This window comes from Aestuariivirga sp. (assembly GCF_046093005.1).
GTDB lineage: Bacteria > Pseudomonadota > Alphaproteobacteria > Rhizobiales > Aestuariivirgaceae > Aestuariivirga.
In genome coordinates, this window is sequence record NZ_JBJTER010000104.1 from 1 (window position 1) to 22,539 (window position 22,539).

Below are 22,539 nucleotides of genomic sequence, written 5' to 3' on the forward strand. Positions count from 1 at the left end.
CGGAGTGTCGTGGCAGCGCCCTCACCTCCCCCAACTTCGTTGGGGCCCCTTCCTCTCCCGCAGGCGGGAGAGGACGGCGGGGCGCCAGACATCACCTCCGGGACTGCCGGGTTGCGCTGGCCATCGCCAGCAGCAGCGCGCCGGCCGCCACGATGTCGTCGACCGTGGCGCCGCGCGAGAGATCCGACACCGGCCGCGCGAAGCCCTGCAGCAGCGGGCCGATAGCCTGCGCGCCGCTCAGATACTGCGTGAGCTTGTAAGCAATGTTGCCGGCATCGAGATCGGGAAAGACGAGCACATTGGCGCGGCCGGCCACTTCGCCCAAATGCTTCATCTTACGCGCCGCCACGGCGGATGAGAGCGCGGCGTCGCCCTGAAATTCGCCGTCGAGCTTGAGGCCCGGCGCTCTTTCCCTGGCGATCCGCACCGCCTCAACGACCTTGCCGGCATCCGGGTGACTGCCGCTGCCCTTGGTGGAAAAGGAAAGCAAGGCCACCCGCGGCTCCTCGTCCAGCAGGCGGCCGGCGCTGGCGGCGGACGCAATCGCGATGTCGGCCAACTGCGCCGCGTCCGGCTGCACGTTGACGGCGCAATCGGCGAACAGCAACCGCCTCTCCGGCCATTGCATGAGAAAGAAGCTCGACGGCGTTGTGATTCCCGGTTCCGGCCCGATGGTCATCAGCGCCGCCTCGATGACGCGGGCCGTGGGGTTGGCAGCGCCCGCCAGCATGGCGTCAGCCTCGCCCGCGGCGACGGCGGCGCCAGCCCGGCAGAGCGGTTTCTGCAGCAACCTGGCTGCCATGGCGTCCGTCATCTTTTCGCGCCGCTGGCGGACGGCCGCAATGTGCGCGGGGCTGGCCGCGGGAACATCAGCGGCATCGAAAAGAACAGGCTCCGCCAGCCCTTCCGCGGCCAAACGCCGGGCGGCCTCCCGTATGCGTTCATCCCCGGCTTCCGGCATTACCAGTTTCAGGCCTCTGCCCTTGATTTTGGCCTTGGCTTCGCCGATCACATCCATCGCAACGTTCTCCGGAAACCCGCTTATGTCAGCAGAAGACAAGATTGAAATCCACCGCGGCCTTAAGGGCGTTTACTTTGAGCGGTCAGGAACCACCTTCATCGACGGCAAGGCGGGCGAACTCCGCTACCGGGGCTATTCGATCCATGATCTGGCGCGGCATTCCTGCTTTGAGGAGACGGCCTGTCTGCTGCTGTCCGGCGAACTGCCGGACGCGGTGGCGCTGGCCGCGTTCGACCAGAAGCTCAAGGCGGCGCGCCAGCTGCCGCCGCAAATCCTGAGCCTGATCGAAACCCTGAAACACGCCCACCCCATGGATGTGCTGCGCACCGCGGTTTCAGCACTCGCCGCCTTCGCGCCGGACGTGGCCGACAATTCCATCGAAGCCACGCGCGGGAAAGGCATCAGGCTTGCGTCACAAGTGCCGATGATCGTCGCCGCGCATGAGGCACTGCGCAACGGCCGCCCGGTTCCCGCGCCCGACCAAAGCCTCTCGCATGCCGCCAACTTCCTGTGGATGATCACCGGCCGCAAGCCTTCGCCGGAGGCCGCGCAGCTGATGGACCGCGACCTTGTTCTCCATGCCGAGCATGGCAGCAATGCTTCCTCCTTCACCGCCCGCGTGGTGACCGGCACCGAAGCCAACCTCCATGCAGCGATCACCGCCGCCATCGCGGCGCTCTCCGGCCCCGCCCATGGCGGCGCCGCGGAGGACGTGATGCGCATGGCTCAGGAGATCGGCGAGCCGGGCAATGCGGCCGCCTATGTCAAGGCGAGGCGTGCGGCGGGCGAGGCGGTGACCGGCTTTGGCCACCGCGTTTACCGCACCGAGGACCCGCGCGCCCGGCACATGCGCGATGGCGTTGAAAAGCTGTCGCGCGAGATGGGCGAGCCCAAATGGTTCGCCATCCTGCAGGCCGTCGTCGAGGCGATGAAGCCTTACGCGCGCTTCGGGGTGAACGTGAACGTCGATTTCTATTCCGGCGTCATCTATTACCTGAACGGAATTTCGCCGGACATGTTCGTGCCGATCTTCGCGGCGGGCCGGGTGCCAGGCTGGACGGTGCAATGCCTGGAGCAGCTGCAAAACAATATCCTGATCAGGCCACTTACCCTCTATGACGGACCCGCGCCGCGCGCCTACGTGCCGCTGGCCGAGCGCTGAAACCGCCGCCGGCCCGGCCGTTCCGGCGGAAGGGCCGGGCGGGCTGTCAGCTTCCTTTCCGCCTCGCCTTTGGCAGCCGCCACAGATGGTCGATGAGATCGTCAACGCTGATGCCTTCTTCCGAATAGGCCGCGCCGGAAACCGAGATGCCCGCCTCGGCCACCGTGTCCTGCCGGCCCGAGACCAGCGGGTGCCACCAGGCCAGCGTCTTGCCCTCGGAGAGCAGCCGGTAGGCGCAGGTGGCGGGGAGCCAGCCCAGGGTTTCGATGTTTTCGGGCGTCAGCGCCACGCAATCCGGCACCTGGGCCTGGCGGTTGGGGTAATCCTTGCAGCGGCAGGTCTCGAGATCGAGCAGCCGGCAGGCGGCGCGGGTATAGAGAAACCGGCCGGTATCCTCATCCTCAAGCTTGTTCAGGCAGCAGCGCCCGCAGCCGTCGCAGAGCGATTCCCATTCCGCCCGGCTCATGGCGGCGAGCGGCTTGGTTTTCCAGAACGGCGGCGCATCGGACATCTTGCGCATATGCATAGACCCGCCGCGGGACGTCAACAGGCCTGTTTTTGTCACAATCATATAGTATGCCCCGGGCTGGTCTGAGGTACACTGATCCCCGTGTCCACGCTTCCTCCGCGCAATTCCCTGGCCGGCCGGCTGTGGCGGGCGGACGGCGCCGTCAGCAGCGCGCTGTTCGAGAGCTGGGATTTTCTGAAGCGCAGCCATTCCGCCTATTCCAGTTTCCTCCAGCGCTTCCGCCTGCGCGGCCCGCGCCGCCTCGCGGTGGACGCTCTCGATGACGCGCTCACCTTCGGGGTGATGTTCTGTTTCGGGCTTCTCGCTTTTGCGCTGCCGCCCTTTTCCGGCACCGGCGACGTGTGGAACCGCGGCCGTGATTTCGCCGTCACCTTCACCGACGGCAATGGCGAGATCATCGGGCGCCGCGGCATCCGGCAGGACGACGCCATTCCACTCGCGGAGATTCCGCCGCACATGATCAAGGCGGTGCTGGCCACCGAGGACGCCCGCTTCTTCTCGCATTTCGGGGTCGATGTGATCGGCACCTTCCGGGCCATCGTGCAGAATGCCCGCGCCAATGACGTGGTGCAGGGCGGCTCCTCGCTCACCCAGCAGGTGGCCAAGAACCTCTTCCTGTCGCCCGAGCGCACCATCCGCCGCAAGGTTCACGAGGCCTTCCTCGCCATGTGGATCGAGGCGCGGCTCAGCAAGGAGGAAATCCTCAAGCTGTATCTCGACCGCTCCTATCTTGGCGGCGGCGCCTACGGCCTCGAGGCCGCCTCGCAATTCTATTTCGGCAAGTCGGTGCGCGACGTGACGCTGCCCGAGGCGGCGATGCTGGCCGGCCTGTTCAAGGCGCCCACCAAATATGCCCCGCACAACAACCTGGCGGTGGCCCGGACGCGCGCCAACACGGTGCTCTACCGGATGCTGGATGCGGGTTTCATCGCCCAGGGTGAACTTCTGGAGGCAAGGCGCGCGCCGGCGACACCGGTCGACCAGCGCATCGCCGACAGCCCCAACTGGTTTCTGGATTTCGCCTACCGCGACACGCTGGCGGTCATCGACCGCTATGGGCTGTCCGGCGACTATGTGCTGGAAGTGAAGACAACCATCGACCTGCCGCTGCAGACCGCGGCGCAGAACATCGTCAACCAGGAGCTGGCGCTCAACGGCGAGGCCTATCACGTGTCCCAGGGGGCCGCGGTGGTGATGGAACTGGATGGGGCGGTGAACGCCATCGTCGGCGGCAAGGACTACGAGGCGAGCCAGTTCAACCGCGCCACCGACGCGCTGCGCCAGTCGGGATCGGCCTTCAAACCCTTTGTCTACCTGGCGGCCCTGCTCAAGGGCTACAAGCCGGATGATCCCGTCGTCGACGGCCCGGTGGCGGTGGGCGACTGGGCGCCCCGCAACTACAGTGGCAAATATGCCGGCCGCACCACGCTCACCAATGCGCTTGCGCATTCCTACAATTCGGTGCCGGTGAAGCTGATGATCGATATCGGGCGCAGCACCATCATCGACACCGCGCATCTGGCCGGCATCAGGGGCACGCTCGAGACCTGGGCCCCCATGGTGCTGGGCACCAGCGCGCTGTCGCTGATCGATCTCACCACGGGCTATATCGGTTTCGCGTCCGGCGGGGTTCCCGCCCAGCCCTATGCCGTGCTGGAGATCCGCCGCTCCAACGGCGACCTGCTGTACCGGCGCGGCGCGGATGACACCATGCCGCCGCGCCGCGTCTTCCCCGAGGAGAAGGTGGCCGAGCTCAACATCATGCTCAACGCCGTGGTGAAGTCCGGCACCGGGCGGCGCGCCGATCTCGGCTTCGCGCCGCAGGCGGGCAAGACCGGCACCAACCAGGGATACCGCGACGCCTGGTATATCGGCTATACCGGCCATCACGTGGCGGGCGTATGGTTCGGCAACGATGACTTCACGCCGATGAAGGAAGTGACCGGCGGCCTGATGCCCGCGCCGGTCTGGCAGCGCATCATGGTAGAGGCCGAGCGCGGCCTTGAGCCGGTGGGCCTTGCCGGGGTTCCTTATGATGAGAGCTACGCCATGGCGGCCCTGCCTGCTCCGCTGGCCGCGCCAGCGCCGGTCAGCGACGAGACCGACCAGGCGCGCGGCGCCGATACCGCCGTCCAGGATGGCGATGTGAACAGCGTGCTCACCGGCATGTTCGACCTGTTCGAAGCCTCGCCCGCCGCCGCCACCGCGGCGGCCACCACGGCCGCTGCCGCCGGGGCGCGGGCCGCCGCCGGACCGGAAACGCTGGTGCTGCCCAAGGCCAATGTCGAAACCGGCGGCCAGCCGCGCCGGCCTGGCCTGTTCGACGAACTGTTCGGCCCGCCCGGCGCCATCCCCGCCGCGGAGGAACAGCCCAAGAAGAAAAAGAAGAAGCAGAAAAACTTCTTCGACAGCATTTTCTGAGCGTCATGCGCCGGTTCATCTGGGCTTCAACCTATGCCGCGGGCGGACTGGCCGCCGGTTGCCTCAGCGCGTTTCTGATGATCAACAACGCCGGGGTGAAACAGGTGGCGGCGGGCGGCCCCTGGCAGAGCCGCGAGGCGGCGCTTTCAGGCCCGCAGGGCTTTTACGCGCGCGCCCATTACATGCTGGCCGGCCGCGCGCCGCCGGCCCCCGGCCAGGTGATCGAGGCCACCGCCGGCGCCGATGACGATGGCCAGCCGCTCCGCGCCTCCTGCACCTACCGCCTCACCGCCAAGGGGCCGCTTCCTGCCTGGTGGAGTCTCACCGCGCTGGCCGGCGGCGCGGCAAGCTCCAGCTTGCAGGCCACCGCCGGAAGCGGCTCGGCGATCGGCGCGCCGGATGGTTCACTCAGCATTACCGCGTCCGGGCTGCCGGTTCCCGGCAACTGGCTCCGGCTGCCGCAGCAGCGCCAGATCAGCCTGCTCTATACCGCCCTGTCGCCCCAGCCGGCGGTTAGCGCGCCGCCCTTCGCCATCCGGCGCGAGGGCTGTTCATGAAACGTCATCTATTCTGGGCCTTGGTGGCGCTGGCGGCCGGGTTGGCCGCGCATGCCGCCTTCGCGCTCTATGTGCCGGCCTGGTGGTTCGGGCGCCAGGTGGAGCGGCTGGCGCGCGAACATGGACGCAACAGTTTCTTCGTCATGACGCCGGAGCGGCAATCGGAATTGTTTCCCGGCCTGCCGCGGTCCGGCGTGGCCGGACTGTGCATCTTCGACGTGACGGACGGCAAGGTGACTTTCACGGCCGATCTGCCGCCGGGCCTTTGGGTGGCCAGCATCTACACCCGCCACGCCGAGCCGATCTATGCCGTCAACAACCGGCAGTCGGGCGCTGACAGCTTCACCCTGCGGCTGTCGCTGGCGCCCGGATTGCTCGATCAGATTCTGGGCTCCGCCGCCACGGACAGCCTTGAAGACCTGGCCAGCGGCTGGACGGTGATGTCGCCGGAACCCACCGGCCTTGCCGTGCTGTGGTATCCGGCGCCCGAAGCCGGCGTGAGGGCGGCGGCCGCGGCGGCCATGGCGCGCTCGCGCTGCGGCGCCAGCGCGGATCAGTAATATTCGATCTCGCCGCGCCTGCCGTTTTGGGTTGATCCGGTGCGGGCGGCGGGCAGCCGTTCGGCGAGGTCATACAGCCGTTCGACGCGCACGCCGGTGAACATCACCACCTCGCCCGCACCATGGCCGCCTTGCGCGGCCGCGGGCCTTACCCTGTCCATCGGGAACGCGATCACGGCACAATCGGTCGAAGCTCGCATGTCTGGTTTTCCGGGTTGTCTGCTCGGTTACCGGCAACTGGCCACAGGATGGTTAAGTTTTTCTTAATGAACTGTGCCGGGTCCAGCCTTGCAATCGCCGCCGCCTTGCGCGACAAGCGGGTTCTAACTTCAACCTGCCCTTGCTGTTCGAGGGGCGGGGTCAGCGGGGAGAAAAATCCATGTGCCGCGCCTGCGTCAGCTCGCTCATCGCCCATCCATCGCTGTTCGACCAGCCGCTCGGCCTTGCCGGCATCGGGCCCGCTGCCCCGTCGCGCCGCGGCTTCATGGCCATGTCGGCGGCGGCCCTGATCGGCGCCAGCCTGCCCGTGCCCGGCACGCCGGAGGCGCGCGCCGCCGGCGGCGCGCCGGACACGATCTTCACCGGCGGCAACATCCTGCCGATGACCGGCGGGCCCTCGGCGCAAGCCATCGCGGTGAGCGGCGGCAAGATTGTCAAGCTCGGCGCGGAAGCCGATGTCATGGCGCTGGCCACCAGGGACACGCGGGTGATCGCCCTTGAGGGCCGCACGCTGCTCCCGGGCCTGATCGATCCGCATAACCACACGGCGCTGTCCTCGCTTTATCTCGAGCTTCTCACCGATGTCGGCTATCTGAAGAACAAGACCCGCGCCGACCTCATCGCCAATCTGCGCCAGCTTGCCGCCAATACGCCGGAGGGCCAGTGGGTGCTGGCGTCGAACTTCGACAATCTCCTGCAGGGCGGCGATCTCTCGCGCGACGAGCTGGACGCGATCTCGGCCACCAAGCCGATCTTCGTGTGGTATACCAACGCCCATGACGCCGCCGTCAACAGCCTGGCGCTGCAGCTGGCGAAGATCCCGGAGGACATCGGCCCGTTGCCGGGCGGGGGCCATTTCGGCCGTGGCCCGGACGGCAGGCTCAACGGCCTCGTCTATGAAGAGAGCGCCATGCTGAAAGTGGTCTCGGCGGGCCTGCCGAAGATCACGCCGCAGCTCGCTGCGTCGGCCATCGGCAAGTTCCTGAATTCGGTGGCCGCTGTTGGCAACACGCTGGTGCATGAACCAGGCACGCTGCGCTCGGAATGGATTGAAGCGTTCAGCAAGATCGCGGCGCAGGCGCCGGTGCGCACCAGCGCCAGCCTGATGTATGAAGACATGAAAGGCTTCGAAGCCTACCGCGGCCTGGGGCCTGGCGCGCGCGCCGCGCAACTCCCCGGCACGCTGTTCATGCTCTATGGCGTCAAGATCATCGGCGACGGCTCCAACCAGACGCGCACCGGCGCCCAGACCAAGCCCTATCTCAACGACACATCGGCCGGCCAGCCGAACTTCAGCGCCGCCGAAATGAACAACATGGTGGCCGATGTGAAGGCCGCCGGGCTCCCTGTGCTGATCCATTGCAACGGCGACCGCGCCATCGATCTGTCGCTCGATGCGATCGAGGCCGCCTATGGCGCGTCAGCCGAATTCGGCATAAACCGCATCGAGCATGCGACCATGGCCCGCCAGGACCAGATCGACCGCATGAAGGCACTCAATGTCGAGCCGAGCTTCCTCATGAACCATGTCGGACTTTATGGCGCGGCCTACCGCGACCAGCTGTTCGGCCCGGAGCGCGCCGGTTTCATGGACCCGGCGGGCGCCTGCGTGAAGGCGGGCGTGCGCTTCACGCTGCACACGGACTCGCCCTGTTCGCCGCTGGGCCCGCTGCGGCTGGTGCAGGCGGCGGTGACGCGGCGCTGCGAGATCGACGGCTCGGTGATCGGCGCCAGTCAGGCGGTCAGCGTCGAACGGGCGCTCGAGGCAATCACCATCGACGCCGCCCGGCAGCTGGGCCTCGCTGACCGGCTTGGCTCGCTTGAAGCGGGCAAGGAGGCGGATTTCACCATTCTGGAAGATGATCCGTTCACGGCCGATCCCGCGAAAATCGAAGCCATCAAGGTGAGCGAAACCTGGATCGCAGGCGAAAAGAAGTTCGGCTGAGCGGGCCGCCCGGCCCGCCGGCGGATGGCGGCGCGCTTTAATCCGCTTTTGGGATTGGCGGGGCCGTGTTAGCCTTCCGGTTCAATTGCGTGGAGGGCATCCGGAAGCGATGGGCCGGTTAACGACACATGTGCTTGATACCGCCGCGGGAAAGCCCGCCGCCGGATTGAAGATCGAACTGTTTCGGCAGGGCGAGGCCGCGCCGCTGAAAACCCTGCGCACCAATGCCGATGGCCGGGCCGACGGGCCCATTTTGGAAGGCCCCGGCCTGGCGGCGGGGCGCTATGAGTTGCGGTTCCATGCGGGTGACTATCTGCGCGACTGTGGCCTGCGCCTGCCGGACCCGGCGTTTCTGGATGTCATTCCCATCGCCTTCGGAATCGCCGACCCGGCCGGGCATTATCACGTGCCGCTGCTGCTTTCGCCCTATGGCTATTCGACCTATCGCGGAAGCTGACCCGGCATGACGGCCCGCAACACCATCCGCTTTCTGCGCCGCGGCGCCATCGTCGAACTCGGCGATGTGCCGCCGATGCGCACGGTTCTCGATTACCTGCGCCTCGAGGAGCGGGCGCGCGGCACCAAGGAAGGCTGCAACGAGGGCGATTGCGGCGCCTGCACCGTGGCGCTGGGCAGCCTGCGCGGCGGCAGGCTGGTTTATGAGCCGGTCAATGCCTGCATCCTGCTTGTGGGCCAGCTCGACGGCAAGGAGCTGGTGAGCGTCGATGATCTGTCCACGGACGGCGAGCTGCACCCGGTGCAGCAGGCGATGGCGGAGAGCCACGGCTCGCAGTGCGGCTTCTGCACGCCGGGCTTCATCATGTCGCTGTTCACGCTGCATCATGAGGGGCGAGCCCCCACCCGCCAGGAGATTGTCACCCATCTCGCCGGCAATCTCTGCCGCTGCACCGGCTACCGGCCGATCATCGATGCGGCCCGCGCCAGTTGCACGGGCTCCGCCGCCGACCGCTGGGCCAGGGAGGCCGCCGCCACGGCGCTGAAGCTTGCCGGACTCGACGATGGCAAGGATGTGTTCGTGGGCACGCCGGAGCGCTTCATCGCGCGGCCGGCGCGTGCCGCCACGCTGGCCAGGCTCGCGGCCGAATACCCGGACGCCACCATCGTGTCGGGCGCCACCGATGTGGGGCTGTGGATCACCAAGCAGCTGCGCCAGCTTCCCAGGATCATTCTCACCGGCGGGGTCAAGGCGCTGCATGAGGTTGTGGAGAAGCGCGGCCATGTTTCGATCGGCGCCGCCGCCACCTATGCCGGGGCGGCGCCGGCGCTGGCCAGGATCGACGCCGACATCGGCGAGGTGATGCGCCGGCTCGGATCGGCGCAGGTCAGGGCTTCGGGCACGGTCGGCGGCAACATCGCCAATGGCTCGCCCATCGGCGACATGCCGCCGATGCTGATTGCGCTCGGCGCCACTCTAACCCTTCGCCACGGCAGCACCGAGCGCACCCTGCCGCTCGAGGATTTCTTCATCGCCTATGGCAAGCAGGACCGTAAGCCTGGCGAACTCGTGTGGCGGATCGACGTGCCGAAGCGCAAGCCAAACGCGGCCTTCCGCGCCTATAAGGTTTCCAAGCGCTTCGACCAGGATATTTCCGCCGTGATGGCGGCCTTCAGCCTCACGCTCGACGGGCGGAAAGTTGCGGCGGCGCGGATCGCGTTTGGCGGCATGGCGGCGACGCCCAAACGCGCACTGGCGGCCGAAACCGCGCTGCGCGGCGCATCGCTCGCCGACGCGGCCAGCTGGCAGCCGGCGCTCACGGCGCTGGCCGGTGACTTTCAGCCGATCTCAGACATGCGGGCGTCCGCATCCTACCGGATGGAAGTGGCGCGGGGGCTGCTGCGCAAGGCGCTCATGGAAATTGCGGGCAATGCCGCCACCCGGGTGACCGGCGAACGCGAGGCGGTGGCGTGATGGCAGCGGACCGCCGCAACATGGCGACGCGCACCGTCGGCAAGGCGCTGGCCCATGACAGCGCCGCGCTGCATGTGCGGGGCTCAGCCCTCTATGTTGACGACATCCGCGAGCCTGAAGGGCTGGTGCATGTCTACCCGGGCTTCGCGCGCGAGGGCGCGGTGGGGGCCATCACCGCGCTTGATCTTGCGCCGGTGCGGGCGGCGCCGGGTGTGATTGCGGTGCTCACCGCCCGGGATATTCCCGGCGTCAATGATTGCAGCCCGTCGGTGGGCGGCGACCCGATCCTCGCCGATGGCGCCATCATGTTCCATGGCCAGGTGATTTTCGCGGTGGTGGCCGAAAGCCGTGACCAGGCCCGCCGCGCCGCGCGGCTGGCGACGATCGCGATTGCGGCCGAGAAGCCCGCCGTGACGGTGGAGGACGCGCTGGCCCTGAAAACGGCCGATGTGGGGGCGCCCTATGCCTTCATCCGCCGCGACGCGGGGAAAGCCATCGCGTCGGCGCCCCATCGCCTGTCCGAAAGTTTCCGCATCGGCGGGCAGGAGCATTTCTATCTCGAAGGCCAGGTGAGCCTCGCCATTCCGGAAGAGCATGGCGCGATGACCGTGCATTGCTCCACACAGCACCCGTCCGAGGTGCAGCACTCATCGCCCACATGCTGCATCTGCCGGCGGCGATGGTGACCACCGAGTGCCGGCGCATGGGCGGCGGCTTCGGCGGCAAGGAGAGCCAGGCCTCGCAATGGGCCTGCCTCGCGGCGCTCGCCGCGCAGGTGACGGGGAGGCCCGCCAAGTGCCGCCTCGACCGCGACGACGACATGATCATGACCGGCAAGCGCCATGATTTCCGTGTCGACTACGAAGCGGGCTTCGACAGGCGCGGCCGCTTGCTCGGCGTTTCGGTGGACCTGCTGGCGCGCTGCGGGTTTTCGGCGGACCTGAGCAATGCGATCTGCGACCGCGCCATGTTCCACGCCGATAATGCCTATTTCTACCCCGCCGCCCGCATCGCCACGCGCCGGCTGCGCACGCATACCGTGTCCAACACCGCCTTCCGCGGCTTCGGCGGCCCGCAGGGCGTGCTCTTCGCCGAGCGCATGATGGAGGCGGTCGCCATCCTCACCGGCCAGGACCCGCTCGATGTCCGGAAAATAAATCTGTATACGGACAAGCGCGGCGTGACGCCCTATGGCATGAAGGTTGAGGACAACATCGCGCCCGCCATCATCGCGGAGCTGGAGAAAAGTTCCGATTATCGCGCGCGCCGCCGCGGCATCGCCGCCTTCAACGCGCGAAACCAGATACTGAAAAAGGGGATCTCGCTGACCCCCGTCAAGTTCGGCATCTCCTTCACGCTCACCCACCTCAACCAGGCGGGCGCGCTGGTGCATGTCTATACCGATGGCTCGGTGCATCTCAATCACGGCGGCACTGAAATGGGGCAGGGGCTTTATACCAAGGTGGCGCAGGTGGTGGCCGAGGAATTCGGCATCGATGCCTCCGCGGTGCGCATCACCGCCACCACCACCGGCAAGGTGCCGAACACCTCCGCCACGGCGGCCTCCTCTGGCGCCGATCTCAACGGCATGGCGGCCCGCCAGGCGGCGGCGGCGATCCGCAACCGGCTTGCCGATTTCGCCGCCAGGCGCTGGAAAGCCGCGAAGAGCCGCATACGTTTTGAAGATGGCCAGGTGCTGATCGGCAACCGCAGCATGGCCTTCGGCGAACTGGCGCGGCAGGCGCATATGGCGCGCATCCCGCTCTCGTCCACCGGTTTCTACGCCACGCCGAAGATCGCCTGGGACCGGGCCAGGGCGAAGGGCCGCCCGTTCTTCTATTTCGCCTATGGCGCGGCCTGCTCGGAAGTGACCATCGACACGCTGACCGGCGAAATGCGGGTCGACCGCGCCGATATCATCCATGACGTGGGCCGCTCGCTGAACCCTGCCCTCGATATTGGCCAGGTGGAAGGCGGCTTCGTGCAGGGCATGGGCTGGCTCACCACCGAGGAGCTCGTCTTCGACCAGCAGGGCCGGCTGCGCACCCACGCGCCATCGACCTACAAGATTCCCTGCGCCTCCGACGTGCCGGCCGATTTCCGCGTCAGGCTGTTTGAATCGCGCGGCAACAAGGAGGACACCATCTACCGGTCAAAGGCGGTGGGCGAGCCGCCGCTGATGCTGGGCGTTTCGGTGTGGACGGCGGTGTTCGACGCGATTGCCGGCCTCAGGCCCGGACGGATTCCGCAACTCGACGCGCCGGCCACGCCGGAGGCCATTCTGATGGCGGTCAAGGGCATGACGGCATGAAGACGTGGTCTCTCATCGCCCGGATGCTGGCCGCCGAGGGCGCCTGCGCGCTGGTGAGCGTGATCCGCACCGCGGGCTCCGCGCCACGCGAGGAGGGCGCCCGCATGGTGGTTGGCCGCCACGGCTTTCACGGCACCATCGGCGGCGGCGCGCTGGAATGGAAGGCGCTGGCCATGGCGCAGGGCCTTCTCGGCAAGCCGCGCCAGGTGAAGATCTTCGCCCAGTCGCTGGGCCCCGATCTGGGCCAATGCTGCGGCGGGCGGGTGACGCTGGCGGTTGAAAGCTTCGATGCGGCATGCCTCGCGGAGGTTGAAGCGCAGGCGGCGCGCGAGGCCGAAGGGCCGTACACGGTTGCGGGGCGCCTGCCGGGCTTCGACGGTGTTGAGCGCTTCGGCGAGCGGCGGCGGCCCGTGCTGGTGTTCGGGGCCGGGCATGTGGGGCGCGCGCTCATTCTGGCGCTTGCCCCTTTTCCCTTCGACGTGACCTGGGCCGACCCGCGGCCCGAGAGCTTCCCCGGCGCCATGCCGCAGAACGTGACGGCGGTGACCGGCGCTCCGCTCGATGTGGTGGCGGGCGCGCCGGCGGGCGCGTTCGCAGTCATCATGAGCCATTCCCACGCCCTGGACCTGAGCCTTGCCGCCGCGGCGCTGCAGAACCCGGCCATTGCCGAGGTGGGCGTCATCGGCAGCGCCACCAAGCGGGCGCGCTTCGAGAAGCGGTTGCGGGCGGCGGGCGTCGCCGCGGCGCGGATCAGCGCCATGATCTGCCCCATCGGCATCGGCGGCATCGGCTCGAAACTTCCCGCCGCCGTGGCGCTTGCCGTGGCCGCGCAGATCGTTTCGCGTGACGAGGCATTGTCAGCCCCGGCCAGCCAAGGCATGCTGCGCGAAAGGGAAGCTGGCTAGGGGCATGGATTATCTCCTCGAGGCGCTTGATGTCACCAAGGTCTTCGGCACGCTGAAGGCCAATGACCATGTGACTCTGAGGGTGAAACCCGGCGAAATTCACGCCTTTCTCGGCGAGAACGGAGCGGGCAAATCGACCCTCGTCAAGATGATCTACGGCGCGCTGCAGCCCAGTTCCGGCGAGTTCCGCTGGATGGGCAAACCGGTGAGCGTGCCCAACCCGGCGGCGGCCCGCAGGCTGGGGATCGGCATGGTGTTCCAGCATTTTTCGCTGTTCGAGGCGCTGAGCGTGGCGGAGAACATCGCGCTGGCCATGCCCGGCGCCTTCGACATGAAAGCCCTGTCGGAGCGCATCACCCGGGTGTCGCGCGACTATGGCCTGCCGCTGTCGCCCGCGGCGGTGGTGGCCGATCTCTCGGTCGGTGAGCGCCAGCGCATCGAAATCGTGCGCTGCCTGCTGCAGGCGCCGAAGCTCCTGATCATGGACGAGCCGACCGCGGTGCTGACCCCGCAGGAAGCCAACCAGCTGTTCGTCACCCTGCAGCGCCTGGCGTCCGAGGGCTGCGCGGTGATCTACATCAGCCACCGCCTCGAAGAGGTGAAGCGGCTCTGCCACAACGCCACCATCCTGCGCCATGGCAAGGTGGTTGCCAATGTCGATCCCATGCGGGAGACGGCGGCGAGCCTGGCGCGGCTGATGGTGGGCGGCGACATTCACGTCGTGAAGGCCGCTGACCAGGACATGGCCGGCCCCCCGCGCATGACGCTCGACAGGCTCCGCCTCGCCGCCGACGGGCCGTTCGCGGTTGAACTGAAGAACATCTCGCTCACGGTGCGGGCCGGCGAGGTGGTGGCCATCGCCGGGGTGGCCGGCAACGGCCAGGCCGAGCTTTTCGATGCGGTGTCGGGCGAGCGCCTGCTCCAGTCGGCCGCCATGCTGGCGATCGACGGCAGGCCGATGGGCCGACAGGGCGTCAACGCGCGGCGCGCGGCGGGCGCCGCCTTCGTGCCGGAGGAGCGCCTCGGCCATGGCGCGGTGCCGGGCTTCACGCTGTCGCAGAACGTGGTGCTGACCCGTCATGCCACCGACGCCGCGCTGGTGCGGTCGGGCCTGGTGAGCCGCGCCGCGGCGGAGGAAATCAGCGCGCGCGTCTGCCAGACCTTCGATGTGCGCAAGGCGAAGTCCGACCCCGAGGCGCGCGCGCTGTCGGGCGGCAACCTGCAGAAATTCGTGGTCGGCCGCGAACTGGACAGGAAGCCCGGCCTTCTGGTGGTGAACCAGCCGACCTGGGGCGTGGATGCCGGCGCCTCGGCCACCATCCGCCAGGCCATCGTCGATCTGGCGCGTCAGGGCTCCGCCGTGCTGGTGATCAGCCAGGACCTCGACGAGATCTTCGAAATCGCCGACCGCATCGCGGTGATCTCGCGCGGCGAACTCTCGGAGGCCTATGCGGCGGGCGATTTGACCGCCGGGAAGATCGGCCTCCTCATGGCCGGCGCGCATGAAGCCAAGGAGCACGCCCATGCGGCTGGTGCTTGAAAAACGGGCCGAGCGTTCGGCCAGCATGGCGGTGCTCTCGCCGGTCATCGCGCTTTGCCTCACGGTGATCGCCGGCGGCATCATCTTCGCCTTGCGCGGCCTTGACCCGTTCGAGGCGCTTTACATCTATTTCATCGAGCCACTCACCCAGGACTGGGCGCGCGAGCAGCTGATCGTCAAGGCGGCGCCCCTGGTGCTGATCGGCGCCGGGCTGGCGGTGAGCTATGCGGCCAATGTCTGGAACATCGGCGCCGAGGGGCAGTTCGTGACCGGCGCATTGCTGGCCGGCATGATCCCGGTGTTCTTTACCGGCTGGCAATCGCCCGGGGTGATGGTGGTGATGCTGGCTCTCGGCATAATCGGCGGCATGGCGTGGGCGGCAATTCCCGCGGTCCTGAAAATCCGATTCAACGCCAATGAGATTCTCACTTCGCTGATGCTGGTCTATGTGGCGCAATACATCTTCGACTGGCTGGTGCGCGGGCCCTGGCGCGACCCGCAGGGGTTCAATTTTCCCAAGACGGTGAATTTCGACGGCTGGCAATTGCTGCCGCGGTGGGGCGAGGTGCATCTGGGCGCGCTGTTCGCGCTGATTGCCGCCGTGGCCCTGTTCTTCATGATGTCGCGCATGCTGAAGGGCTTCGAAATCAAGGTGCTGGGCGCCGCGCCGCGGGCCGGGCGCTTCGCCGGTTTCTCCGGCTCGCGGGCGGTGATCTTCTGTTTCCTGCTCACCGGCGCGCTCGCGGGCCTCGCCGGGGCCTGCGACGTGATGGGGCTTTCCGGCCAGCTTCAGACGCCCTATGCGCCGAACTATGGTTTCGTCGCCATCATCGTCGCGTTCCTCGGCCGGCTGAACCCGCTTGGCGTCATCGTGGCGGGCCTGCTGCTGGCGCTGAGTTTCATCGGCGGCGAAAACGTGCAGGTGGTGCTCGGCGTTTCCGACAAGATCGCCAAGGTGTTCCAGGGCATTCTGCTGTTCCTCCTGCTCGCCTGCGATACGCTGATCCTCTATCGCGTGCGCATGGAAACCTCCCGCCAGGCGGCGGTGCGGACGGCGGGGTAGAGCCATGGATCCGGGCGTCATCTTCATCATCCTGACGGCCGCCACGCCGCTGCTGTTCGCGGCCATCGGCGAGCTTGTGGTCGAACGTTCCGGCGTGCTCAACCTCGGCGTCGAAGGCATGATGATCATGGGCGCGGTGATGGGCTTCGGCGCGGCGCTGTGGACCGGCTCGCCGTGGCTCGGCGTGCTGGCCGCCATAGCGGCGGGCATGGCGATGTCGCTGCTGTTCGCCTTCCTGACGCTGACGCTGGTCTCCAACCAGGTGGCGACGGGCCTCGCTCTGACGCTTCTTGGCTTAGGTCTTTCCGGCCAGATCGGCGAGGCCTTCGTCGGCCAGCCTGGCGTCAAGCTGCCAAGCTTCGCGGGGATCGACCCGCTCATTCCCCTGGCGGTGGCGCTCACCGGCGCGGTATCTTTCGTGCTGTTCCGCACCAGGGCGGGATTGATCATCCGGGCGGTGGGCGACAGCCACGCCTCGGCCCATGCGCTGGGCTACAATGTGATCGCCGTCCGCTATCTCTGCGTGCTGTTCGGGGGCGCCTGCGCCGGGCTCGGCGGGGGCTATCTGTCGCTGGTCTACACCCCGCAGTGGATCGAGAACATGACCTCGGGCCGGGGCTGGATCGCGCTTGCGCTGGTCGTTTTCGCCTCCTGGCTGCCCTGGCGGACGCTGCTCGGTGCCTATCTTTTCGGCACGATTTCGATCCTGGCCTTCCTGGTCCAAACAAAAGCTTGGGGAATCCCGTCGCAGTTCTTGTCTTCGCTGCCTTATATCGTCACCATCGTGGTTCTCGTGATCATCTCCGGCAACCGGATGATGATGAGAAAGAACACGCCGGCCTCGCTGGGCCAGCCGTTTGTGCCTGACCGTTGAGAAATGTGAAAAAGGAGACGTCAAACATGAAGAAACTGCTTTTGTCGGCCGCTGCCGCCGTGTTCGGCCTTGCGGCCGCCATGACCGCGGCGGAAGCCAAGACCAAGGCCTGCTGGGTCTATGTCGGCCCGATCGAGGACTTCGGCTGGACCTTCCAGCATCACCAGGGCCTGCTCGCGTTGGAAGCCGCCTATGGCGACAAGGTGGAAACCGCCTATCTCGCCAGCGTGGCGGAAGCCGACTCGGAGCGCGCCATCGAGCGGCTGGCGCGCGATGGCTGCAACATCATCTTCACCACCTCCTTCGGCTTCATGGAGCCGACGCTGAAGGTGGCGAAGAAATTCCCCGATGTGAAGTTCGAGCACGCCACCGGCTACAAGACCGCCGACAATGTGACGACCTATAACGCCAAGTTCCATGAGGGCCGTTATGTGATCGGCCAGATCGCGGCGAAGATGTCCAAGACCGGCACGGCCGGCTACATCGCGTCCTTCCCGATTCCGGAAGTGATCGCCGGCATCAACGCCTTCATGCTCGGTGCGCAGTCGGTGAACCCGGACTTCAAGGTGAAGATCGTGTGGGCCAACACCTGGTTCGATCCGGGCAAGGAAGCCGATGCCGCCAAGGTTCTGCTGAGCCAGGGCGCGGACATGCTGTCCCAGCATACCGACTCGGCGGCGCCGCTTCAGGAAGCCGAGAAAGCCGGCGCCTCGGGCTTCGGCCAGGCCTCCGACATGATCAAGTTCGCGCCCAAGGCGCAGCTCACCGCCATCGTCGACAACTGGGCCCCCTATTACGTGCGCCGCGTGGGCGACGTGATCAACGGCACCTGGAAGTCGCAATCCTCCTGGGATGGCATGGCCGAAGGCACGGTGGGCCTCGCGCCCTTCACCAACCTGCCGGACGACGTGGCCAAGATGGCCGCCGAAACGGCGGAAGCCATCAAGACCGGCAAGCTGCACCCGTTCACCGGGCCGATCACCAAGCAGGACGGCACGGTGGTGGGCGAGGCTGGCAAGCCGCTGCCCGATGGCGACATTCTGGGCATGAACTGGTACATCAAGGGCATTGACGACAAGCTGCCGCAGTAAGCGCGGTGCGCCACAACAGCGCCTGCCGCGGGAGCGATCCCCGGCAGGCGCAGTCATGAGAGGACCATGCCCGATCCGTTCATCGCCGACTGGCTGAACTTTCTGATCCGCTGGGGACACATGATCGCCGGCATCGCCTGGATCGGCACGTCGTTCTATTTCGTTGCCCTGGATTTTTCCCTGCGCGGCCGCGAAGGCCTGCCGGCCGGTGTGCGTGGCGAGGCCTGGGAGGTGCATGGCGGCGGCTTCTATCATGTGCAGAAATATCTCTCCGCCCCGGCCAGCCTTCCCGAACATCTCACCTGGTTCAAATGGGAAGCCTATCTGACATGGGTCAGCGGCTTCCTGCTGCTGGCGGTGGTCTATTATCTCGATGCCAGCGCCAACCTCATCGATCCGGCGGTGCTGAACATTGCGCCCTGGGCCGCGATCCTGATCTCGCTTGTGTCGATCGTTGCCGGATGGCTGATCTATGACGGGCTGTGCCGCTCAGCCGTCGGGCGGCACAACGGCGCGCTGGCGGGTTCGGTTTTCCTGCTGATCCTGGCGGCCGCCTATCTCTTTACCCACGTGTTTTCAGGCCGCGGCGCCTTTATTCATGTTGGCGTTATCGCCGGCACCATGATGGCGGCCAATGTGTTCATGGTGATCATTCCCAACCAGCGCAGGATCGCCGCGGCGCTGATGCGCGGCGAAACGCCTGATCCGGCTCTTGGTGCAATGGGCAAGCAGCGCTCGCTGCACAATACCTATCTCACGCTGCCCGTGCTGCTGATGATGATCAGCAATCACTTCGCGATGATCACCGACGCGCCCAACGCCTGGCTGCTGGTGGGGCTGATCTTCGTGGGCGGCGCGGCCCTCCGGCATTTCCTGGTGCGCCATGAGGTGGGCGATCCGCTGTCCGGCATTGCCTGGACGCTGCCCATCATCTTCGGGGCGCTGGGACTTGCCTGGTGGCTCTCCGGCGCGCCGCTCGTCTCGCTCGACTGGGCCAATCTGCTGCTGCGCTGGGGCCACATGATCGCCGGCATCGCCTGGATCGGCACGTCGTTCTATTTCATCGCGCTGGATTTCTCGCTGCGGAAGCAGCCGGGCCTGCCGCCGGGCGTGGCGGGCGAGGCCTGGGAGGTGCATGGCGGCGGCTTCTATCATGTGCGGAGATATCTCACCGCGCCGGAGACGCTGCCGCGGCATCTGATCTGGTTCAAATGGGAGGCCTATCTCACCTGGGTTACGGGTTTTCTGCTGCTGGTGGTGCTCTATTATCTGCAGGCGGAAACCTATCTGATCGCCCCCGCCGTGCTGCCTTTGACGCCGTGGCAGGCGATCGGATTGTCGGCCGCCAGCCTGGTGGCGGGATGGCTGTTCTACACGGCGCTGTGCCGGTCTCCGCTGGGGCGGCGCAGCGGGCTGTTGGCGGCCTGCCTGTTCGCGATGCTGCTGGCCTTCTCCTGGTTCTATACCGCGGTGTTCTCGGGCCGCGGCGCCTTCATCCACATCGGCGCGCTGATCGGCACGCTGATGGCCGCCAATGTATTCATGGTGATCATTCCCAACCAGCGCAAGATCGCCGCCGCGCTGCTGAAAGGCGAAAAGCCCGATCCGGCGCTGGGCGCCACCGGCAAGCAGCGTTCGCTCCACAACACCTATCTGACGCTGCCGGTGCTGGCGATGATGATTAGCAACCATTTCCCGATGCTGACCGATCACCCGCACGCCTGGGCGCTGGCCGGGCTGATCATTCTGGGCGGCGGTCTCTTGCGCCATTATCTGGTGCGCACCGAAGTGGGAGACCGGCAGGCGGAGATTTCCTGGACGCTGCCGCTCATCGCCGCGGCGCTTGGTCTGGCGCTGATCATGACGGAGCCCGCCAAACGCCTGCTGTTTGACGGCGATGTGTCTGACCAACAGGCGCTGGCCATCGTCCAGACCCGCTGCGCCTCCTGCCATGCGGCCAAGCCTTCCGACGCCACCATCAAGGCCGCGCCCAAAGGGGTTCAGCTTGAAACGCTCGCCGCATTGAAGCGCTACGCCGCGCAGATCGACGTGCAGGCGGTGCGCAACAAGGCCATGCCGCCCGGCAACCGCACCGGCATGACGGATGAGGAACGCGCCAAGCTCGGCAAGTGGATCGCCATGCAATGATCAGCCTCGACGATGTGAACGCCATGAGCCCTTCCGCTTTTCTCGAGGCCTTCGGCGACATCGCCGAGCATTCGCCCTGGGTGGCGCGCGAGGCCGCGGCCTTCCGTCCCTTCGCCGCGCGGACAGACATGATCCGTCATTTCGAAAAAGCCCTGCGCGCCGCCAACCGGGATGCCCAGCTGGCGCTGATCCGCGCCCATCCGGACCTCGCCAACCGGGCGAAGCTCACCGCCGATTCGGCGATGGAGCAGGCGGGCGCGGGCCTCACGAGCCTGACGCCGGAGGAATTCGCCCGCTTCACCGCTCTCAACACGGCCTACCGGGAGCGCTTCGGCTTTCCGTTCATCTTCGCGGTGAAGGGCGCCACCAAACACATGATCCTTGAGAGTTTCGAGGCCCGCATCGGCAACAGCCCGGATGCCGAATTGGAAACGGCGCTCGCGCAGATCTGCCGCATCTTCCGCTTCCGGCTGGAAGACCGGGTGGCGCCATGACGCGGGTGATCCGCGGGCAGACCCTCAGCTTCCCGGCTGATGGCCCGCCCGCCCATGAAACGCGGGGCGCGGTGGTGGTTGGCGATGACGGCGCCATCCTGTGGTCAGGCCCGCACGCATCGCTGCCTCCCATATTCCACCAGGCGGAGACGGAAGACCATGGCGAGATGATCGTCATGCCGGGCTTCATCGACGCTCACATCCACTTTCCGCAATACCGTATGCTGGCCGCTCCCGGCAAAGACCTGCTCGACTGGCTGAGCCGCTTCACCTTTCCCGAAGAGAGCCGCTATGGCGACGCGGCTTACGCGCAGCAGGCGGCGGACATCTTCCTCGACCGGCTGTTCCGGAACGGCACCACCGCGGCGCTGGCCTTCTGCTCGGTTCACAAGGTCTGCGCCGAGGTGCTGTTCGCGGCGGCTGAGGCGCGTGGCATGGCGCTCATCACCGGCAAGACCATGATGGACCGCAACGCCATTCCCGCCGTTCAGGACGACCCCGAGACAGGCGCCCGGGAGTCCGAGGAGCTCTACACCGCCTGGCATGGCAGGGACCGCCTGCGCTATGCGGTGACGCCGCGCTTTGCCGTGACCTCATCGGAAGCGCAGCTGCGGCTCGCCGGTGATCTCGTGGCGGCGCTGCCGGGCGCGCTGATGCAGACGCATCTGTCCGAAAGCCCGGGTGAGATCGCGCTGGTCGGGCGGCTGTTCCCGTGGGCCAGGGACTACACCGATGTTTATGACCGTTTCGGGCTGCTGGGGCCGCGCAGCCTGTTTGCGCATGGCATCCACCTAAGTGAGCGCGAATGCATGCGGCTCTCCGAGTCTGGCTCCACGGTGGTGCATTGCCCGACCTCCAACACCTTTCTCGGCTCCGGCCTGATGCGCATGCCGCATCTCGGAAAGCCGGACCGGCCGGTGGGTATGGGCATCGCGACGGATATCGGCGGCGGCACCAGCTATTCGATGCTCGCCACCATGGGCGAGGCCTATAAGGTGCAGATGCTGGCGGGCTATAAGCCCAGCGCCGCGGAGCTGTTCCGGCTTGCCACAAGAGGCAATGCCGGGCGCCTGGGCATTGGCCATGAGACGGGCGCCATCGAGCCCGGCAAATTCGCCGATCTCGTGGTGCTGGACCCTCAGGCCACGCCGGTGCTGGCGAGCCGGCACGAGCTTTCGAACGCGCTTGAGGATGTATTGTTTGCGCTCATGATGCTGGGTGATGACCGCGCGGTCCGGGCCACCTATGTGAGGGGCCGCAAGGTGCATCACCGCGCTACGGCGTGAGATCGAACAAGAACGCCGGCGCGAACCAGACTTCCTCGAGATTGTTGCCGGGCCCCTTGCGGTCAACCACCAGAAACCGGCTATCGGCGTCGAACACCAGCAGTGGATGATGCCAGACATGGCGCGCATAGTTCACGCCCTGGCGCCCCGTGGCGGTGAAGGCGCGGTAGCTGGCAAAGTCATGGACATCCGCCGCCACCAGCACCAGCCACGGCCGGTCCTGAAGCGGCATGAACAGCTGGCTTCCCAGCGGGTGCCGCTCCATGAGCCTGATGGCGATGGGCCGCGGCCGCGGCTGGCCGCGGAACAGGCTCACATTGACGGCGCCGCCCCCGGCTTCGACATCGATCCTGGCAAGATCGTTGAAGCGCTGGGCAAAGCCCTGGTTGATGACGATGGGATTTGCCGTTTCGCCGTCGATGACATCGCCGAAGGGGAGAAAGTTATCGCGCGTCAGCGGAATGGGCGACAGCCGCCGCATGG

19 protein-coding genes and 1 pseudogene are annotated in these 22,539 nt (G+C 66.9%); 16 read left to right on the forward strand and 4 right to left on the reverse strand.

Features of this window, described 5'->3' with window-relative positions; all coding sequences use genetic code 11:
- Positions 1-91: 91 nt before the first annotated feature.
- Positions 92-1,018, reverse strand: a complete 927-nt coding sequence (locus tag ACKOED_RS09010; protein WP_408916265.1) for a phosphate acyltransferase — start codon at positions 1,016-1,018, stop codon at positions 92-94.
- Between the two features lie 25 nt (positions 1,019-1,043).
- Between ACKOED_RS09010 and ACKOED_RS09015 the strand changes: the two genes are divergently transcribed.
- On the forward strand, positions 1,044-2,183 hold the full coding sequence (locus tag ACKOED_RS09015; RefSeq protein WP_408916266.1) for a citrate/2-methylcitrate synthase: 1,140 nt from the start codon (positions 1,044-1,046) through the stop codon (positions 2,181-2,183).
- Between the two features lie 46 nt (positions 2,184-2,229).
- On the opposite strand, the gene ACKOED_RS09020 is transcribed toward ACKOED_RS09015, so the two are convergent.
- Positions 2,230-2,709 (reverse strand): YcgN family cysteine cluster protein, encoded by a 480-nt coding sequence (locus ACKOED_RS09020; protein ID WP_408916267.1) that lies wholly within the window; start codon positions 2,707-2,709, stop codon positions 2,230-2,232.
- An 84-nt stretch (positions 2,710-2,793) separates the two neighbouring features.
- Between ACKOED_RS09020 and ACKOED_RS09025 the strand changes: the two genes are divergently transcribed.
- Genes ACKOED_RS09025 through ACKOED_RS09035 form a run of 3 tightly spaced genes read left to right on the forward strand, consistent with a single transcriptional unit; the run spans position 2,794 to position 6,250 of the window.
- Complete coding sequence (locus ACKOED_RS09025) at positions 2,794-5,133, forward strand: transglycosylase domain-containing protein (protein ID WP_408916268.1); 2,340 nt, start codon at positions 2,794-2,796, stop codon at positions 5,131-5,133.
- A gap of 5 nt (positions 5,134-5,138) precedes the next feature.
- Positions 5,139-5,690, forward strand: coding sequence for a DUF1214 domain-containing protein (locus tag ACKOED_RS09030; protein ID WP_408916269.1), 552 nt, complete (start codon positions 5,139-5,141; stop codon positions 5,688-5,690).
- Entirely contained in the window at positions 5,687-6,250 is a 564-nt protein-coding gene (locus ACKOED_RS09035) for a hypothetical protein (RefSeq protein ID WP_408916270.1), read from the forward strand. The genes ACKOED_RS09030 and ACKOED_RS09035 overlap by 4 nt, the downstream gene beginning before the upstream one ends.
- Here ACKOED_RS09035 and ACKOED_RS09040 read toward each other — a convergent pair.
- Positions 6,244-6,450 carry a hypothetical protein gene (locus ACKOED_RS09040; RefSeq protein ID WP_408916271.1) on the reverse strand — a complete coding sequence of 69 codons (207 nt, stop codon included), beginning with the start codon at positions 6,448-6,450 and terminating at the stop codon, positions 6,244-6,246. The genes ACKOED_RS09035 and ACKOED_RS09040 overlap by 7 nt on opposite strands.
- 179 nt (positions 6,451-6,629) lie before the next feature.
- Here ACKOED_RS09040 and ACKOED_RS09045 point away from each other — a divergent pair, with 179 nt between their 5' ends.
- The 12 genes and pseudogenes from ACKOED_RS09045 to guaD all read left to right on the forward strand — a co-directional run bounded on the left by ACKOED_RS09045 (position 6,630) and on the right by guaD (position 22,056).
- A complete protein-coding gene (locus ACKOED_RS09045; protein ID WP_408916272.1) occupies positions 6,630-8,414 on the forward strand; it encodes an amidohydrolase in 1,785 nt (594 codons plus the stop codon).
- A 109-nt stretch (positions 8,415-8,523) separates the two neighbouring features.
- The gene (uraH, locus tag ACKOED_RS09050; protein ID WP_408916273.1) at positions 8,524-8,871 is read left to right on the forward strand and encodes a hydroxyisourate hydrolase; all 348 of its coding nucleotides are present in this window, start codon (positions 8,524-8,526) and stop codon (positions 8,869-8,871) included.
- A gap of 6 nt (positions 8,872-8,877) precedes the next feature.
- Positions 8,878-10,344 (forward strand): xanthine dehydrogenase small subunit, encoded by a 1,467-nt coding sequence (xdhA, locus tag ACKOED_RS09055; RefSeq protein WP_408916274.1) that lies wholly within the window; start codon positions 8,878-8,880, stop codon positions 10,342-10,344.
- Positions 10,344-12,655: pseudogene (gene xdhB / locus ACKOED_RS09060) on the forward strand (xanthine dehydrogenase molybdopterin binding subunit). The gene xdhA and the pseudogene xdhB overlap by 1 nt, the downstream one beginning before the upstream one ends.
- Positions 12,652-13,560 (forward strand): xanthine dehydrogenase accessory protein XdhC, encoded by a 909-nt coding sequence (gene xdhC / locus ACKOED_RS09065; RefSeq protein ID WP_408916275.1) that lies wholly within the window; start codon positions 12,652-12,654, stop codon positions 13,558-13,560. Before xdhB ends, xdhC begins: the two are co-directional and overlap by 4 nt.
- 4 nt (positions 13,561-13,564) lie before the next feature.
- A complete protein-coding gene (locus tag ACKOED_RS09070) occupies positions 13,565-15,100 on the forward strand; it encodes an ABC transporter ATP-binding protein (RefSeq protein WP_408916276.1) in 1,536 nt (511 codons plus the stop codon).
- Complete coding sequence (locus ACKOED_RS09075; RefSeq protein WP_408916277.1) at positions 15,084-16,163, forward strand: ABC transporter permease; 1,080 nt, start codon at positions 15,084-15,086, stop codon at positions 16,161-16,163. Before ACKOED_RS09070 ends, ACKOED_RS09075 begins: the two co-directional genes overlap by 17 nt.
- A 4-nt stretch (positions 16,164-16,167) precedes the next feature.
- Entirely contained in the window at positions 16,168-17,037 is an 870-nt protein-coding gene (locus ACKOED_RS09080; protein ID WP_408916278.1) for an ABC transporter permease, read from the forward strand.
- Between the two features lie 26 nt (positions 17,038-17,063).
- Positions 17,064-18,128, forward strand: a complete 1,065-nt coding sequence (locus ACKOED_RS09085; protein WP_408916279.1) for a BMP family ABC transporter substrate-binding protein — start codon at positions 17,064-17,066, stop codon at positions 18,126-18,128.
- Positions 18,129-18,194: 66 nt separating this feature from the next.
- The gene (locus ACKOED_RS09090; RefSeq protein ID WP_408916280.1) at positions 18,195-20,276 is read left to right on the forward strand and encodes a urate hydroxylase PuuD; all 2,082 of its coding nucleotides are present in this window, start codon (positions 18,195-18,197) and stop codon (positions 20,274-20,276) included.
- On the forward strand, positions 20,273-20,770 hold the full coding sequence (gene uraD / locus ACKOED_RS09095; RefSeq protein WP_408916281.1) for a 2-oxo-4-hydroxy-4-carboxy-5-ureidoimidazoline decarboxylase: 498 nt from the start codon (positions 20,273-20,275) through the stop codon (positions 20,768-20,770). Before ACKOED_RS09090 ends, uraD begins: the two co-directional genes overlap by 4 nt.
- Positions 20,767-22,056, forward strand: a complete 1,290-nt coding sequence (gene guaD / locus ACKOED_RS09100; RefSeq protein ID WP_408916282.1) for a guanine deaminase — start codon at positions 20,767-20,769, stop codon at positions 22,054-22,056. The genes uraD and guaD overlap by 4 nt, the downstream gene beginning before the upstream one ends.
- On the opposite strand, the gene ACKOED_RS09105 is transcribed toward guaD, so the two are convergent.
- Positions 22,046-22,537, reverse strand: a complete 492-nt coding sequence (locus ACKOED_RS09105) for an ureidoglycolate lyase (RefSeq protein ID WP_408916316.1) — start codon at positions 22,535-22,537, stop codon at positions 22,046-22,048. The genes guaD and ACKOED_RS09105 overlap by 11 nt on opposite strands.
- Positions 22,538-22,539 lie beyond the last annotated feature (2 nt).

Excerpts from the sequence above, each read along its gene's own strand:
- ACKOED_RS09045 (WP_408916272.1), top strand. The coding sequence starts at position 6,630 with ATGTGCCGCGCCTGCGTCAGCTCGCTCATCGCCCATCCATCGCTGTTC.
- ACKOED_RS09080 (WP_408916278.1), top strand. The coding sequence starts at position 16,168 with ATGGATCCGGGCGTCATCTTCATCATCCTGACGGCCGCCACGCCGCTG.
- xdhC (WP_408916275.1), top strand. The coding sequence starts at position 12,652 with ATGAAGACGTGGTCTCTCATCGCCCGGATGCTGGCCGCCGAGGGCGCC.
- ACKOED_RS09085 (WP_408916279.1), top strand. The coding sequence starts at position 17,064 with ATGAAGAAACTGCTTTTGTCGGCCGCTGCCGCCGTGTTCGGCCTTGCG.
- ACKOED_RS09075 (WP_408916277.1), top strand. The coding sequence starts at position 15,084 with ATGCGGCTGGTGCTTGAAAAACGGGCCGAGCGTTCGGCCAGCATGGCG.
- uraH (WP_408916273.1), top strand. The coding sequence starts at position 8,524 with ATGGGCCGGTTAACGACACATGTGCTTGATACCGCCGCGGGAAAGCCC.
- ACKOED_RS09040 (WP_408916271.1), bottom strand. The coding sequence starts at position 6,450 with ATGCGAGCTTCGACCGATTGTGCCGTGATCGCGTTCCCGATGGACAGG.
- uraD (WP_408916281.1), top strand. The coding sequence starts at position 20,273 with ATGATCAGCCTCGACGATGTGAACGCCATGAGCCCTTCCGCTTTTCTC.
- ACKOED_RS09030 (WP_408916269.1), top strand. The coding sequence starts at position 5,139 with ATGCGCCGGTTCATCTGGGCTTCAACCTATGCCGCGGGCGGACTGGCC.
- ACKOED_RS09015 (WP_408916266.1), top strand. The coding sequence starts at position 1,044 with ATGTCAGCAGAAGACAAGATTGAAATCCACCGCGGCCTTAAGGGCGTT.
- ACKOED_RS09090 (WP_408916280.1), top strand. The coding sequence starts at position 18,195 with ATGCCCGATCCGTTCATCGCCGACTGGCTGAACTTTCTGATCCGCTGG.
- ACKOED_RS09070 (WP_408916276.1), top strand. The coding sequence starts at position 13,565 with ATGGATTATCTCCTCGAGGCGCTTGATGTCACCAAGGTCTTCGGCACG.
- ACKOED_RS09105 (WP_408916316.1), bottom strand. The coding sequence starts at position 22,537 with ATGCGGCGGCTGTCGCCCATTCCGCTGACGCGCGATAACTTTCTCCCC.
- guaD (WP_408916282.1), top strand. The coding sequence starts at position 20,767 with ATGACGCGGGTGATCCGCGGGCAGACCCTCAGCTTCCCGGCTGATGGC.
- ACKOED_RS09035 (WP_408916270.1), top strand. The coding sequence starts at position 5,687 with ATGAAACGTCATCTATTCTGGGCCTTGGTGGCGCTGGCGGCCGGGTTG.
- ACKOED_RS09010 (WP_408916265.1), bottom strand. The coding sequence starts at position 1,018 with ATGGATGTGATCGGCGAAGCCAAGGCCAAAATCAAGGGCAGAGGCCTG.
- xdhA (WP_408916274.1), top strand. The coding sequence starts at position 8,878 with ATGACGGCCCGCAACACCATCCGCTTTCTGCGCCGCGGCGCCATCGTC.
- ACKOED_RS09020 (WP_408916267.1), bottom strand. The coding sequence starts at position 2,709 with ATGCATATGCGCAAGATGTCCGATGCGCCGCCGTTCTGGAAAACCAAG.